This is a genomic window from Dyella silvae, assembly GCF_026421305.1.
GTDB classification, from domain to species: domain Bacteria; phylum Pseudomonadota; class Gammaproteobacteria; order Xanthomonadales; family Rhodanobacteraceae; genus Dyella; species Dyella silvae.
This window is the reverse complement of sequence record NZ_JAPJBQ010000001.1, coordinates 468,352-483,360: the sequence shown is the minus strand read 5'-3', so window position 1 is coordinate 483,360 and position 15,009 is coordinate 468,352. Positions and strand designations below refer to the sequence as shown.

Here is a 15,009-nt window from a genome sequence, read left to right as displayed (position 1 = left end):
ATCAGCGACCGCTGCGCTCGGGCTTGTCAGGACGCTCCGGCTTGTCCGGGCGGTCAGCCTTTTCAGGGCGGTCGACTTTATCGGGGTGGCTGACGTCAGCCACTTTGTCTGCCTTGGCGATCTTGTCGGCCTTGGCGTCCTTGTCCGCCTTGGCGTCCTTGTCGGCCTTGGCATCCTTATCCGCCTTGGCGTCCTTGTCGGCCTTAGCGTCCTTGTCGGCATGTGCGACGTCGTCGTGATCCGGCACGGGCCCGTTCGCCTTGGCAGCATGCTCAACGGCACCAAGCTTCAGACCGAGCGACTTTGCAACACCACCCCATCCATCGTGCTTGTCGCGAAGTGCCAGCACACCTGGCAACTGCACCGGACCATGGCTTCCCGCCAGAGTTCCGCCATTCAATGCGGCCTCAATCTGTGCGGCCGTGGGCTGAGTGATACCTGCCTTGGCCAGGTCCGCCTGCGCCATTGCAAGCGCGATATTGACGTTGCCGTAGCCCATCTTGCCCGTATCGGGCGTAAAGGTGGTTTGCACGGCGGGGCTGGTGGCCGTGGCGGGCGTAATCAGAACAATGGACGTGCCATTGCGCAATCCGCTCACCAATGCCTGCGCATTGGTGCTGGATCCGGCGAACGTGGTGTACGACGACGTGAGCTTACTTGCGTCCTGCGCACCATCCGATGTGGCGGGCGCGTCTGCCGCGAAGGCAACTGAGCTGCCGATACCGAAACCAAGGACCGCACTGAATACGGATAGCGCGAGCAGATGCCTTTTCATGATTCACCCCAGGTAGAAGGAAAGAAACACTCCTGTTGAGGGGCCTTGGGGGCTTTACAGATGATCTCCGCATCTACCGCGCGCCATGTACAGACATGTGCCGCGGCCTCGGTGCCGCATATTCCTCGAACAGACCTCTTGTGAGAAGAGACTTGCGTCGCTTGTTCAGGCATCGGCGACATTTACTTCAGGCGCCGGTTAGAAAACATCTCGTTTCACGACACAGATCGCAAATTGAAGGCGACTTTCTTGCGCAAAGCTGACGCAAATGTCGATCTTTCTGAACAGGCTTGAACGCTCCATCAAATGGACGTCCAAAACAGCGAGCCGCCGACAAGCTGCGCGCTATGGAACGCGCACATCGGCTATCTCCGCGTTGCGTATTCGCCGCCACCTGCCTCCGCTAACGCTGGCATCAAAGCCCACTTGCGCCCAATGTCTCCCGCAATTACTTGCGAATTGAACATCAAAATTGCATATGCGAATTACTCTCATTTAAAATCGCGTCCACAAGAAAATCTGCCAAGGACGCTTCATGCTGCACCCCATTAGCCGGCGCCTACGCACCTGCCTGCTGTCTACGCTTTCTGTTGCCCTGCCTGGCCTGGGGTGCGCCTCTGCGGCTCATGCCGAGGAGAGTCAGTTCGGCTACGTCTACACCACCGACCTTCTGCCACAGGGGGCGAAGGAGGTGGAGCAATGGGCTACGTGGCGTCACCAGAAGATCGCTGGCTATTTCGATCAGATCGACGGCCGTACGGAGTTCGAGTACGGCATGACCGATAAGCTCCAGCTCGCGTTCTACGCCAATTACGTATGGTCGCGCGCCTATCACAATGGCCCCTTCGAAGAGACCACACCGCCCGAGCCGCTGTCTTACGACCGACCCGGCCCGGATGATCACTACAACGCCAAGCGCTTCGTCGGCTTTTCCGGCGAGGCCATCTATCGCTTGTGGAGTCCTTACACGGATCCATTGGGTGTGGCCATTTACGTCGAGCCGACGATTGGTCCGCAGTTCCGCGAGCTGGAAACCAAGCTGATTCTGCAGAAGAACTTTCTCGACGACCGGCTGGTAACGGCTTTCAACTTTACCTACGCGCCCGAACTGCGCTACGACTGGGCCGACGATGCAAAGACCCATAAGCGTTGGCAGGAAGAGACCGACGTCAACCTCAACATCGCGGCGTCCTATCGCTTTGCGCCCAACTGGTCAGCGGGCATCGAGTTCCTCAACGAGCACGAATACAACAGCTACAACTTCAGCAACGAGTCGAACGACGGCTACTTTGTCGGCCCCGTCATCCACTATGGCGGCAAGAAATTCTTCGTGACTGCCACCTTCCTCGAACAATTGCCCTGGGCAACTGCCCACGCAGATACCGTGCCGGGCGCCATCGTCGGCCGCCGCATCTATGACAACGATTTTGAAAAGTACCGCGTCCGCATCAAAGCCGGCTGGTACTTCTGAGGGACTGCCATGAAATCACGTTTCCTGCTGATTCCCGCCTACGCCCTGGTCGTTGCTGCCCCGGTGCAGGCCACGGTGTACATGAGTGTCGAACAAGCCCAGGCGCAGATGTTTCCGGGTGCCACGCTCACGCCCGACTTCGTGACGCTGACGCCTGAGCAGATGAAGTCCATTGAGAAAGCGTGCGACGTCAACGTACTCAGCCCCAACCTCAAGGCGTGGCGGGTTTCCACGGGTGGCTGGTTCATTGCCGATCAGGTGGTGGGCAAGCACGAGTTCATTCCGTTCGCACTCGCACTGGATGACAAGGGCGCAGTGAAGTCGGTGGAAATACTCGAGTATCGGGAAACCTATGGCGACCAGGTGCGCAACGAAGCCTGGCGCGCGCAATTCACCGGCAAGACCCACGACGCGCCGCTGAAGCTCAACGGCGACATCAAGAACATCTCCGGCGCCACCCTGTCGAGCCGCCACATCACCGATGGCATCAAGCGTCTGCTGACCACGTATGACCTCGTTCTCGCCAAACAAGGAAGTTGAGCGTGCGCGCCCTTTGCTGGGCACCACGGTCAACATTCGCGTCACCGGCATGACCGAGGCGATCGCGCACACGGCGATCACCGAGGCTTTTGCCGCGGTGGAGCGTGTTCATGCCTTGATGAGTTTTCACGAGGCGGAAAGCGATCTGTCGCGTCTGCACGCGGCTGGGCCGGGTGAACGTGTGCAACTGGATGCCCAGACGGCCCGCGTACTGATGGAGGCGCGCAGGCTTTCTCAACTCACGCGCGGCGTTTTCGACGTCACCATTGGCTCACGCCTGGTGGCCAAGGGTCTGCTTCCCGCTCCCGACGCTCATCACCCAGCCTGCTCCGATGCAAACTGGGAAGACATCGAGATCGACGAACAAGGTGGCGCACGCCTGCGTCGTGCCGCATGGATTGACCTGGGCGGCATCGCCAAGGGCTACGCCGTCGATCGCGCAATTGATGTACTGCGCGCACACGGCGTCGCGCACGGTTGCGTCAACGCCGGCGGCGATCTGCGCACACTCGGCGAAGGTCCGCATCGCGTCGCCATCGCCACGGATGAAGCCGGTGTCACCCACATCCCGGTGCTCGAAGTCGGCGAAGTGGCGGTCGCCACCAGCTCAGGGCGCGCCAACGCCACCCCGGACGCCGCGCCACATATCCATGGGCGCACGCGGGTCGAGGTGAATCGCTACCAAGTGGCTACCGTGGTAGCGCCCCAATGCATCCACGCCGACGCTCTCACCAAGGTGGTGCTGGCGCTGGGTAGCGAAAGTGCCCCGATACTTCAACAGTTCGATGCAGTGGCTTATCTGCAGAACCAGGCCGGGCAATGGACCGGCATCGGCACCGCCTTATGACGAAGCACCTGCCTCCCCATAGCGTTATCGGCCAGCACCGCACGCCACTTCGGCTGTCGCGTCAGCGGCGTTATTTCGTCTATGCCGTCGGCTGGGGGCTGTGGCTCAGCGGCGCCCTCTGGCTGCTCTTTCATTACTTTCTGATGAGCAAGGGCGACTTCGGTGATACGCCACACCCGCTCGAACCCTGGTGGCTGCGTATCCACGCTGCACTGGCTTTTGCGGCCTTGTGGAGTTTCGGCCTGGTGTGGGGTGTCCACATTGTCGCCGGCTGGCATACGCGTCGACAGCGCGTTTCCGGAAGCGCCGCCGTCACCGTGCTTGGCTGGCTGATTCTTACCGGCTACCTGCTCTACTACTTGACGGATGATCGCTGGCGGAATGTCAGCGGCATCGCACACTGGAGCATGGGTCTGGCCATGCCACTGTTGCTTGTCGCACATATCGTGCTGGGAAGACGCCGGCCACAACGGCGCATCAAGTAGCACCAAAGCATCGACATGCAGGCACCGCTGACAGTGCCTTGCCTTTCGCATAAGCCATGAACACACCAGCTGACCGTCGCGATGACGGCCGGCCCGATGGCGTTTGTGCTTACTGCGAAAACTGGCGCAGCAATTGCTCCAGCTCGGCGCGCAAATGCGTCACCTGCACTCTCGCCTCGTCGCGCTCGCGCATCACCTGGTTGTGCACGGCCAGTGGCACGACATGCGTGGACAAAGTCTTTTTTCTCGCGCGGTAGCGCCGGGCGCGCTCCGCTGCCGTCAACGCATTGGGTTTGCGCGGACGGCCGCGCGACCGCTTGAAGCTCAGCGGCAAGGCGAGCGTACCGGGATCGAGTGGATCAACCATGGCAAATCCTCCGTTTAAGTGTAGCTTATTTTAAGTGACGTCACGTAAAATAACAAGCAATAATTGACGACATTTCAGTCACTAAGGCCACTTTTCTCAGGAGAAAAAGCGAGGGGCGTGTCCTCCGCGACCGCGGCTGCGCGTTCACGTACCACGGAGCTCTCAGCCGCTACCGTGCGTGGCACCGGTCGATGGAGAAGACGGCCTTTGCGGCGCCAGGCCTTGCCGCTCACCGAGCACGAGGAGGGAACGCCGACCATGGAGTCGCTCTACGACCTCTCGTCGCGGGCCGTTCGCCGGCTCTATGACGCCCGCATCAGCACGCCGCCCGTGCTGAGTCTTGACACGTACTTTCCCGACGGCCATCGCTTTCATGCCGCCTGGCAGGACATTCGCCGCGAAGCGCTGACGATTTATCGGGAGGTGCACGACCTGCCCCGCTTCCACGAGATCATGCCGGCCCAGGCCGACATCTCGGCGGCCGATGGCAAGGACTGGCGCATGTTTCTGCTCAAGGTGTACGGGCAGGACCTGCGCTCGAATCAGGCGCAGTGCCCAGTGCTTTCGAAGCTGATCGCCGAGTCACCGGATGTGCTGTCGGCCACCCTGTCTTTCCTGGCGCCGCACAAACACATTCCGAAGCACACCGGGCCGTTCCGGGGCATCCTGCGTTATCAGCTGAATCTCGAAGCCCCGCTCAACGGCGATGGCCGGCCGGGTGCCGTGCTTTGGCTGGCCGGCGACGAATATCGTCTGGCCAATGGCGAACACCTGCTATGGGATGACACGTATCCGCACGAAGTATGGAACCGCAGCGAGCAGTCGCGGATCGCCCTGCTGCTGGATGTGCGCCGACCCGAGATGCCGCTGGATCTGCGCCTGCTATCGCGCGCGGTCACCGCGGGCGTCGGCATGGTGGCGCGTTGGCGCGGGTTTGCCTGAGGCATCTTGCCGGCCCGACTGCGGGCCGAACCGGCAAGACACGTCACAAGCGAAGAACGCCTGGTGCTACTTCGCCTCTTTCTCCATCAATACATCCACCATGTTGGCGGGCACATCTTCGTAGTGGTCGAATTCCATGGTGAACGTGCCGCGCCCACGGGTCGCCGAGCGGAGGAAGTTGATGTAACCGAACATCTCCGACAGTGGCACGAAGCCCTGCACGAACGCCTGCGAACCACGCTGCCCCTGGTCGCTGACGTTGCCGCGACGACGATTGATGTCGCCGATCACATCGCCGAGGTAATCCGCTTCGGTCACCACTTCCAGCCGCATCACCGGCTCCAGTAGCTTCGGCTTGCTCAGCCGCTGCGCCTCGCGGAAACACTGGCGGCTGGCGATTTCAAAGGCCAGTGCGGACGAATCCACATCGTGGAACTTGCCGTCAATAAGACGCGCCTTGAAATCCACCACCTCGTAACCGGCCACCTGGCCTTCGCGTGATTCCACCCGTACCGCATGCTCCACCGCCGGAATGTATTCGCGTGGCACACGGCCGCCAACGATCTCGTCGGCAAATACCACGCCGCTACCGGACTCCAGCGGTTCGAACACCATGGTGACTTCGGCGAACTGGCCCGAGCCGCCCGATTGCTTCTTGTGGGTATAGGTGTGCTCGACCGGACGTCCAAACGCCTCGCGGAAGCTCACCTTGGGCTTGCCCATGTTGGCATCCACACCCAGCTCGGTACGCATGCGGTCGATGGTGACTTCCAGATGCAGCTCACCCATGCCCTTGAGCACGGTCTGCCCGGTTTCCTTATCCACTTCCAGTCGTAGCGAAGGATCGGCCTTCACCATTTTGTAGAGGGCGGCCGACAGCTTGTCCACGTCATTGCGATGCTTTGGTTCCACCGACACGCTGATCACCGGATCGGGGAAGCGCATGCGTTCCAGCAGTGCCGGATGCGCAGGATCGGCCAGCGAATCGCCGGTCTCGGTTTCCTTCATCGACACGAAGGCGCAAATGTCGCCTGCACGTACTTCGTCGATTTCTTTGGTCGCATTGGCCTGCACTTCCACAATGCGTCCGATGCGCTCTTTCTTGCCGCGCGTGACGTTGAGCAAGCTGTCGCCCTTCTTGATGACGCCGGAATAGATGCGACAGAAGGTCAGCGTACCGAACTGGTCGTTGATCACTTTGAACGCGAGCGCGCGCGCCGGCGCGTCATCGACGACACCTTGTTCGCCAACGACATGGCCATCTTCATCCACCAGCGCGATACCGCCGTTCTCGCCCGGGAACGGCAGGTAGTCCACCACGCCATCCAGCAACTGCTGCACGCCCTTGTTGCGGTAGGACGAACCACAGAATACGGGCACCAGCTTGCCGGATACGCAACCCTCGCGGATGCAACGCTTCAGTGTTTCCGGGTCGAACTCGCCCGTTTCGATCAGGCGATCGAATGCAGCATCGTCCATGGCGAGCGCGTACTCCAGCGTCTCCTGACGCAGCCGCGCCAATTCATGGACCCATGTCTGGTCGCCCACGGCGGAGAACTTCACCCGGCTGGCAATCTGATCCAGCGGGACAGTGTCCCAGGTACTGTCTTTGTCGTCGCCGTTCCACAGATAGCCGACGCCGGCCACCAGATCGGCCATGCCGACGAATTCATCGTGGCTGCCCAGCGGCACCTGGCACAACAATACGTTGGGGCTAAGCCGCTCGCGGATACCCTTCACACAATGGGCGAAATTCGCGCCAGTGCGATCCATCTTGTTGACGTAGCAGATCCGGGGCACGTTGTACTGGTCAGCCAGGCGCCAGTTGGTTTCGGTCTGTGGCTCAACGCCAGCGACGCCGTCGAACACCACTACGGCGCCGTCCAGCACGCGCAGACTGCGGTTCACCTCGATGGTGAAATCGACGTGGCCTGGCGTATCGATCAGGTTGAGCTGGTAACCCTTCCACTCCGTCGACACGGCGGCAGACTGGATGGTGATGCCGCGCTTACGCTCCTGCTCCAGGTAATCGGTAGTGGTCGAACCCTTGCCTTCCTTGGTGTCGTGCACGTCGATGATCTGATGCTTCTTCCCTGTGTAGTAAAGAATGCGCTCAGTGGTGGTGGTCTTGCCCGCATCGATGTGCGCGATGATGCCGATGTTGCGATACAGGTGAAGCGCTTTCTTGCGTGTCATGTATTACTGCCTCAAAGGTTCATGGCCATACCGGGTTACCCACCATACCGCGTGGCCCGCCGGACTGGGCTCGGATATAGGGTCGTTCAGCACAGCATCAATGCGCCGTGAATCCCTTTTGAATCAATAACCAAGGTTTAGCCCGCCACCAGCGCAAGCCTCGCTTCAGGCAGAAGGCCGCGCAGCGTCTCATGCCACACGGTTATGAGCAGACAACGAATCGCCATTGGACTTCCCCGGGGCCATCTATAGCCTCGCAGGGCCGTACTGCCCCACTTCCCCCGGAATTCCCCAAAACATGGATAAGCACCACGTCGGCTTCAAGGCCGCGCCGGGCCTGATTGCCCTCGCTCTTCTCTCAACCGTCTCCAACGCTGCCGCACAAGACGCTTCGCCGGACACCGATAACGCCAAGAAACTGGGCACGGTCATCGTCACGGGTACGCGCGCCGATAACCGCACTGAAAACAGCTCGCTTACGCCGATCGATGTGGTCTCGGCGCAGGCCTTGCAGCAGACCGGCACCACCGAGCTGAGTACCGCGCTGGCACGCATCATTCCCTCGATCAGCTTCCCGCGCCCGGCCGCATCCGATACGGCCGATTCGCAACGCCCCGTGCAGTTGCGCGGCCTTGCGCCGGATCAGGTGCTGGTGCTGGTGGACGGCAAGCGCTGGCACCCTGGCGCGCTGCTGCTCACCAATGGCGTGCTGGGCCGTGGCTCGCAGGCGGTGGATCTCAACACCATCCCCATCGGCGCCATCGATCATATCGAGGTGCTGCGTGACGGCGCGTCTGCGCAATACGGCTCCGACGCCATTGCCGGCGTGATCAATGTGGTGCTGAAGAAGGGTGCAGCAGGCGGCGAAGTGGACGTGAGCGGCGGCCAGTACTCGGCCGGCGACGGCCGTCAATGGCTGGGCTCGGCGAGCTTCGGCGTTCCGCTGAACAACGACAAGGGCTGGATTCGATTCACCCTGCAGGACGGCAATCAGGATTACACCAATCGTGCCGAACCCAACCGAACGCGCGCCTGGGAAGGTACGACGCAGCGCTTTGGCGACCCGGCGGTGAAGGACCACAATCTGCTGCTGAACGCGCAGTACGACATCGCGTCTGGCGTGGAACTGTACGCGTTTGGACACTACGGCAACCGCAACTCGGTATCGCCCGCGTTCTTCCGCAATGTCGCGAGCAGCAACTCGGTGCCCTCGCTGTACCCACATGGGTATCTTCCGCTGGAGCACGCTGACTCCACCGACCAGTCGCTGGTCGTTGGGCTGCGTGGCAAAACCGACAGCGGCTGGCGCTGGGACATCAGCGGCAATTACGGCGGCAATCGCGTTTCCTACGCCACCGATAACAGCGTAAATCGCGCATTCCTGCACGATTTCGGCTACAGCCCCACGGCGTTCCACGACGGCATCCTGCGCTCGACCCAACAATCGCTCGACGTGGATATCGCCAAGGAACTGAGCACCAGCTGGCTGCCGAACCCGGTGACGCTGGCGTTCGGCGCCCAATACCTTCGCCAGACCTACAAGATTGAAGCGGGCGATCTTTCCTCCTGGTACACCGGCACTTCCGGCGTTTCCGGTGGCGCTCAAGGCTTTGGCGGCTTCCAGCCGACCGACGCCGGTGCGTACAGCCGCCACGACATTGCCGAGTACATCAGCCTGGAAACCAACCTCACCGATCGCTTCGGCGCCTCGGCGTCGCTGCGCCATGAGGATTACTCGGACTTCGGCAGCACCACGTCAGGCGCGCTGGCTGGCCGTTTCGACTTTACCGACCGCTTCGCTCTCCGTGGCAGCGCTTCGACCGGCTTTCGCGCGCCGTCGCTCGCGCAGCAGCACTACTCGTACACCTCGTCGCTGTATTACGGCACCGGCAATTCGCTGCATCTGCCCGCCGGCATTTACAACACCGGCCTGGTACCGGTGAACAGTGCCGTGGGCCAACTGCTGGGTGCCGAGCCGCTCGAGCCGGAAAAGTCCCGCAACTACACCTTCGGCGCCGTGTGGAATGCCACCGACGCGCTCAATCTGAGCCTGGACGTCTACCAGATCACCATCGACAACCGCATCACGCTGTCGAGCAATCTGGCCACCACCTCGCCCAAGGTGCAGGCTTATCTCGCCGCCCATGGCATCCGCAACAGCAACTACAGCGGCATCGCCTACTTCACCAATGCGGTGAACACGCGTACCCGTGGCGTTGACCTGGTGGCCAGCTACCTCAGCGATTTCGGCGACGCCGGCTCGCTGCAGAGCACGCTCAGCTACAACTACAACAAAAACAAGGTCATCGACATCAAGCCGAACCCGGCGATTCTCGATCAGCTCGGCGTGAACCTGAAGCGCATCGACCGCCGCGACCAGTACGGCCTGTTGGCCGATACCACGCCACGCAGCAAGCTGATTCTCAACGAGGTCTACAACATCCATCGCTGGAGCTTCGATGGCACGCTGACGCGCTATGGCAGCTGGGTGTCGTACAACTCTTCCACCGCAGCCCTCGATCAGACGTTCGGCGCCAAGTGGATACTCGACCTGGCGGTGAACTACACGCTAAACCGCTGGACCTTCACGCTAGGCGGCAACAACGTGCTCAATACCTACCCCGACCACGTCATTCCCGCCAACGACAACAACGGTGCGCTGCCCTACTCCGTGTTTTCGCCGTTCGGTTTCAATGGCGCCTACGTGTACGGCAAAGTGGCCTATCGCTGGTAAATTGCAATATCCCATCGGGTAACGGCATGGCGCGTATCGGGTGATGCGCGCCATTTGTTTTTCGGCGAATATCTTCACTGCCCCAAAACAATGCCTGTGCGATAGCTAACCGCTCACCAGCCATTGTCCACCTTGTCCGATGGAGACGTACCATGTCCGCCGACCAGGCCCCATTGAGTCCCGAGTTCATTGCGCATCAACGCGAACGGCTTGAGCACCTGCGCCGGCAAGTGCTGGGCAGCGAGCTGACCGAGAACGCGCGTTTGCGATCCTATACGGAACAGATCGGCGACGAAGCCGAAGAGTTCGAGGACACCGCGCAGGACCTTGAGCAGGAAGAGGTGCGCCAGGCGCAACACGACGTGGACGAGCAGCGCGTCAACGACATCGAGCGCGCCCTGCAAAAGATCGATGACGGCACCTACGGCTTCTCCGATGTCAGTGGCAAGCCCATTCCCAAGGCGCGCCTTGAGGCCACCCCCGAGGCCATTCTGACGATCGACGAGGAAAAGGCCCGCGAGCGAAGCCACTGACCGTGGCGCCGCAAGCCCCAGCCCTCCAGGGAACTTGCCGAGGAGCGTTGCCGTGAGCGCGACCACCCCGTTCGATCTGTCACCACTTACACCACAGCAATGGGACGAGCTCGCCTCCCGGCTCACGCCGAGCGAGGCCGAGGTATTGCTCAAGCACGGCACGGAAGCGCCGTTCTGCGGTGTACTGCTTACCGAGAAGCGTGCCGGCGCGTACGGCTGCCGCATGTGCGGCCTCCCATTGTTTCTCGCGGGCACCAAGTTCGACAGCCGCACCGGCTGGCCCAGCTTTACCGCACCGTTCAACGAGAACCATCTCGCCTACGTACGCGACTCCAGCTACGGCATGGTACGCACCGAAATCCGCTGCGCGCGCTGCGGTAGCCATCAGGGCCATGTGTTCGATGACGGTCCGCCACCTACGCACCAGCGCTACTGCATTAATTCGGTTTCGCTGGAATTCGTGGCGGCGACCGACCCGCTGCCCGACAAGCTGAAGCGAGGCGCGCCCGAAGGTGCCGTCTGGTCATTCTGAACAGCGCCGCTTTCAACCACCGCTCGTCACCAGGAAGGCACCTATGAGCCTGCAGTCGCGCTATCGGCACCCGGTCTGGCTCGCCGCCGGGGTACGCACACCGTTTGCAAAAGTGGATGGGGCACTGGCCTCTTTCGACGCCATCGCCATGTCGGTACCCGTGGTACGGCACATGATCGCCAGCCTGCGCGACGGCAAGACACCGGATTTCGCCGTATGGGGCACGGTGGTGCCCAACCTCACCTGGAGCAATCTTGCCCGGGAGGTGCTGATGGAAGCCGGCGCGCCCGCCACGATTCCAGCGTTTTCCACCGTCATGGCCTGCTCCACCAGCATGATCGCGGTGTTCGAAGCCGCCGGCATGCTGGACGATGACAGCCTGCAACTGGCGCTGGTGGGCGGTGTGGACAGCCTCAGCCGCATCCAGCTTGGCCTGGGCCAACGTCTGTCCGACTGGATTCGCCAGTTTCAGAAAGCGCGATCCCTTGGACAGAAGGTATCGCACGCGTTATCGCTCAAGCTTGGCGATATAGGCCTCTACATTCCGGGCATCGTCAATCGCACGACCGGACTTAGCATGGGCGAGCATACCGAGATCACTGCCAAGGACTGGCACTTGCGCCGGGAAGACCAGGACCAGATCGCTTACGACAGCCACCGTCATGCCATCGCGGCCTGGAACAACGGCTTCTTCGACGATCTGGTGATACCGGTGGGTGACTTCCGCCGCGACAGCATTCCGCGCGCAGACACCTCGCTCGAAAAACTCGCCAAGCTGCCGCCGAGCTTTGATCGCACCAGCGGTCAGGGCACGCTCACCGCAGGCAACTCCTCGCCGCTCACGGATGGTGCCGCGAGCGTGTGGGTAGCCTCGCCGAAGGGATTGGAACGGCTCGCACCGCAGGTGCCTCGAGTGAAATTGGTGGACTGGGAAATCGCCGCCGTAGACTTCCGCACGGAAGGCCTGCTGATGGCGCCCGCATACGCGATTCCTCGCATGCTGGCGCGCCATGGGCTCAGCTATCAGGACATTGGTTTGTGGGAGATCCACGAGGCCTTTGCGGCACAGGTGCTTTCGCACATTGCCGCGCTGCAAAGCCGTGATTTCCTCACGCGCAAAGTCGGTATTGAGCGGGAGTTCGGGGCATTCCCGCGCGACCTTATGAACCCCAACGGCGGAAGCCTGGCCATCGGCCATCCGTTCGGCGCGACCGGTGCGCGCATTCTCAGCCAGACCATCAAGGAGCTGGCCACGCGAGCACCCGGAACCCGCGCCATCGTCAGCATCTGTGCGGATGGCGGCCAGGGCACAGTGGCGCTGCTTGAGGCGGGCTGATCAGCGGGACCGTCATCGTTTGCTAGGATGCCCCCATCTTCAGGGGTGGGGAGCACCATGGCACGACAGCGTTCGCTTTGCGCGATGATCCTGGTTGGCTTGCTGGCGTCGGCAACCGCCGTGGCGACCGACAACAAGCCGGTGAATGGCAAAGACGCCATCGCGTACGACCAACCCGTGATTGCCTTCACTCACGCCACCGTCATTGACGGTACCGGCGCCAAGCCAGCCAAGGACCAGACCCTGGTCATCGAGAAGGGGCGCATCGCCGCGCTCGGGAAAAGCAGCCGGGTGAAAGTGCCTGACGGCGCGACGGTCATCGACGCCCACGGCAAAACGCTGCTGCCCGGTTTCGTGATGGTGCACGAGCACATGTTCTATCCGGCCGGTGGCGTCGAATACAACGAAATGAGCTTCAGCTTCCCCCGTCTGTATCTGGCCGGCGGCACCACCACGATGCGCACGGCTGGCTCGATGATGCCCTACGCCGACATCAACGTACGCGACGCCATCACGCGCGGCGACGCTATCGGCCCCGACATGGACATCACTGGCCCGTACCTCAACGGTCCGGGTCTGCCGATCCCTGCTGTGCACGTGCTCAAGGATGCGGACGATGCCGAGCGCACCGTCAACTACTGGGCCGACGAAGGGGTGACTTCGTACAAGGCGTACATGCAGATCACGCGCGCCGAACTTCAGCGCGTCATCGATGTAGCGCACCGGCGTGGCAGCAAGGTCACCGCGCATCTGTGCTCAGTGACGTATCGCGAAGCCGTGGACCTGGGCATCGACAATCTCGAACATGGCTTCTTCGTCGCCACCGACTTCGTCAAGGACAAACATCCCGACGAGTGTCCGCGCAGCGCCGACGTTGCCCAGTCGCAGGCGGCGCTCGACCCTTCGTCGCCGGAAGTCAAAGCGTTGATCCGCCTGATGGTGGACCGTCATGTGGCGCTTACCTCCACGCTGACCGTGTTTGAGACCTTTCTCGCGGGCCGCCCCAAGGCACCGCAGGGTGCGCTGGATCTGATGCTTCCCGAAGTACGCGACCAGTACGAAAAAGCCTGGAGCAAAGTGCAGGACACCAAGGGACGGTATTCGGCCGACACTTATCTCAAGCTGGCGAAGCTAGAAAAACAGTTTGCCGATGCGGGCGGCCTGTTACTGGCCGGCACAGACCCTACCGGCTACGGCGGCGTGGTGCCCGGCTACTCATCCAAGCGAGAAGTCGAGCTACTGGTGGAAGCCGGCTTCAATTTCCAGCAGGCACTGAAGATCGCGACCTACAACGGCGCCAAGTATCTGGGCCGCGATCAGGACGTGGGCACGCTGACGGTCGGCAAGCGCGCCGACCTGACCGTGATCGAAGGCGATCCCTCAAAAGACACCAAGGCCATCGAACACATGCCGCTCGTGTTCAAGAACGGTATCGGTTACGACACGCAAAAGATCTTCGACTCGATGCGGGGCACCGTGGGTTTGCATTGAACAGGGCAGCCCTGCAGCGCAGACCGTGAAACAGAACCTCCTGAGAGACGAGCCGATGAATGCCATCAAACGAAATGCACGGATCGCAGGATTCATCTATCTGCTTCTCACGATCATTGCACCCTTTCGCCTCGTTTATATTCCCAGCAAGCTATTCGTCAGCGGGAATGCTGCAGCTACGACGGGCAACATCGAAGCGCATGAACTCTTGTTCCGCTTCGGCATCGTGGGCGACCTCGTCACGGGAACCGTCAGCCTCTTTCTGGTGCTTGCGCTCTACCGTCTCTTCAGGGACGTGAGCAAACCCCTCGCCATCCTGATGGTGGCGCTGGGGTTCATGGATACGCCGCTCTACTTCTTCAACGTGCTGAATGACATCGCTGCGCTGCTGCTCGTCAAAGGAGGTGATGTGTTCTCTGCCTTCGACGAGCCTCATCGCGCGGCGCTGGCCATGCTGTTCTTACGCTTGCACGGTCAGGCCATCGCGTGCGCGGAAATCTTCTGGGGCTTGTGGCTGCTGCCGCTTGCGGCCCTGGTGTGGCGTTCGGGCTTTCTGCCACGGTTTCTTGCCGTATGGCTCACCATCAACGGCTTCGCCTACGTCGCACTGAGCTTCACGACCTTGCTGCTGCCCCAGTATGAAGACGTCGTATCCGCCATCGCCTTCCCCTGCCAGCTTGGCGAAGTCGCCTTCGTGCTCTGGCTGGTCATCGTGGGCGCCAGGCCGCGGCAGGCTGCCGCCACGGCCTAGCGCGCTCAC

Annotated in this window: 14 protein-coding genes; 11 read left to right on the top strand and 3 right to left on the bottom strand. The window is 61.5% G+C overall.

The features are described from left to right. Position 1 precedes the first annotated feature (1 nt). Positions 2-775 (bottom strand): hypothetical protein, encoded by a 774-nt coding sequence (locus tag OQE56_RS02265; RefSeq protein WP_267221112.1) that lies wholly within the window; start codon positions 773-775, stop codon positions 2-4. A gap of 535 nt (positions 776-1,310) precedes the next feature. On the opposite strand from OQE56_RS02265, the gene OQE56_RS02260 reads away from it, so the two are divergent. Genes OQE56_RS02260 through OQE56_RS02245 form a run of 4 tightly spaced genes read left to right on the top strand, consistent with a single transcriptional unit; the run spans position 1,311 to position 4,118 of the window. Then, a complete protein-coding gene (locus tag OQE56_RS02260) occupies positions 1,311-2,246 on the top strand; it encodes a DUF6662 family protein (protein ID WP_267221110.1) in 936 nt (311 codons plus the stop codon). 9 nt (positions 2,247-2,255) lie between these two features. After that, on the top strand, positions 2,256-2,786 hold the full coding sequence (locus tag OQE56_RS02255; protein WP_267221108.1) for an FMN-binding protein: 531 nt from the start codon (positions 2,256-2,258) through the stop codon (positions 2,784-2,786). Then, on the top strand, positions 2,755-3,633 hold the full coding sequence (locus tag OQE56_RS02250) for an FAD:protein FMN transferase (RefSeq protein WP_267221107.1): 879 nt from the start codon (positions 2,755-2,757) through the stop codon (positions 3,631-3,633). The genes OQE56_RS02255 and OQE56_RS02250 overlap by 32 nt, the downstream gene beginning before the upstream one ends. Then, positions 3,630-4,118: a hypothetical protein gene (locus OQE56_RS02245; protein ID WP_267221106.1), complete on the top strand. Its 489-nt coding sequence runs from the start codon at positions 3,630-3,632 to the stop codon at positions 4,116-4,118. The genes OQE56_RS02250 and OQE56_RS02245 overlap by 4 nt, the downstream gene beginning before the upstream one ends. A 109-nt stretch (positions 4,119-4,227) precedes the next feature. Here the strand turns inward: OQE56_RS02245 and OQE56_RS02240 are convergent, their stop codons facing one another. Then, positions 4,228-4,485: a hypothetical protein gene (locus OQE56_RS02240; RefSeq protein WP_267221104.1), complete on the bottom strand. Its 258-nt coding sequence runs from the start codon at positions 4,483-4,485 to the stop codon at positions 4,228-4,230. Positions 4,486-4,692: 207 nt separating this feature from the next. Between OQE56_RS02240 and OQE56_RS02235 the strand changes: the two genes are divergently transcribed. Next, positions 4,693-5,427 carry an aspartyl/asparaginyl beta-hydroxylase domain-containing protein gene (locus OQE56_RS02235; RefSeq protein ID WP_267221101.1) on the top strand — a complete coding sequence of 245 codons (735 nt, stop codon included), beginning with the start codon at positions 4,693-4,695 and terminating at the stop codon, positions 5,425-5,427. A gap of 66 nt (positions 5,428-5,493) precedes the next feature. Here OQE56_RS02235 and fusA read toward each other — a convergent pair whose 3' ends face one another. Next, positions 5,494-7,623 (bottom strand): elongation factor G, encoded by a 2,130-nt coding sequence (gene fusA, locus OQE56_RS02230; RefSeq protein ID WP_267221099.1) that lies wholly within the window; start codon positions 7,621-7,623, stop codon positions 5,494-5,496. Between the two features lie 298 nt (positions 7,624-7,921). Here fusA and OQE56_RS02225 point away from each other — a divergent pair, with 298 nt between their 5' ends. The 6 genes from OQE56_RS02225 to OQE56_RS02200 all read left to right on the top strand — a co-directional run bounded on the left by OQE56_RS02225 (position 7,922) and on the right by OQE56_RS02200 (position 15,000). After that, complete coding sequence (locus OQE56_RS02225) at positions 7,922-10,357, top strand: TonB-dependent receptor plug domain-containing protein (protein ID WP_267221097.1); 2,436 nt, start codon at positions 7,922-7,924, stop codon at positions 10,355-10,357. A 152-nt stretch (positions 10,358-10,509) separates the two neighbouring features. Beyond that, positions 10,510-10,890: a TraR/DksA family transcriptional regulator gene (locus OQE56_RS02220; protein ID WP_267221096.1), complete on the top strand. Its 381-nt coding sequence runs from the start codon at positions 10,510-10,512 to the stop codon at positions 10,888-10,890. 52 nt (positions 10,891-10,942) lie between these two features. Beyond that, positions 10,943-11,422 carry a peptide-methionine (R)-S-oxide reductase MsrB gene (gene msrB, locus OQE56_RS02215; RefSeq protein WP_267221094.1) on the top strand — a complete coding sequence of 160 codons (480 nt, stop codon included), beginning with the start codon at positions 10,943-10,945 and terminating at the stop codon, positions 11,420-11,422. 43 nt (positions 11,423-11,465) lie between these two features. Beyond that, positions 11,466-12,758 (top strand): acetyl-CoA C-acyltransferase, encoded by a 1,293-nt coding sequence (locus OQE56_RS02210; RefSeq protein ID WP_267221092.1) that lies wholly within the window; start codon positions 11,466-11,468, stop codon positions 12,756-12,758. Positions 12,759-12,815: 57 nt separating this feature from the next. Then, a complete protein-coding gene (locus OQE56_RS02205; protein ID WP_267221090.1) occupies positions 12,816-14,249 on the top strand; it encodes an amidohydrolase family protein in 1,434 nt (477 codons plus the stop codon). A 25-nt stretch (positions 14,250-14,274) separates the two neighbouring features. Further along, positions 14,275-15,000 (top strand): DUF4386 domain-containing protein, encoded by a 726-nt coding sequence (locus OQE56_RS02200; RefSeq protein ID WP_267221089.1) that lies wholly within the window; start codon positions 14,275-14,277, stop codon positions 14,998-15,000. Positions 15,001-15,009 lie beyond the last annotated feature (9 nt).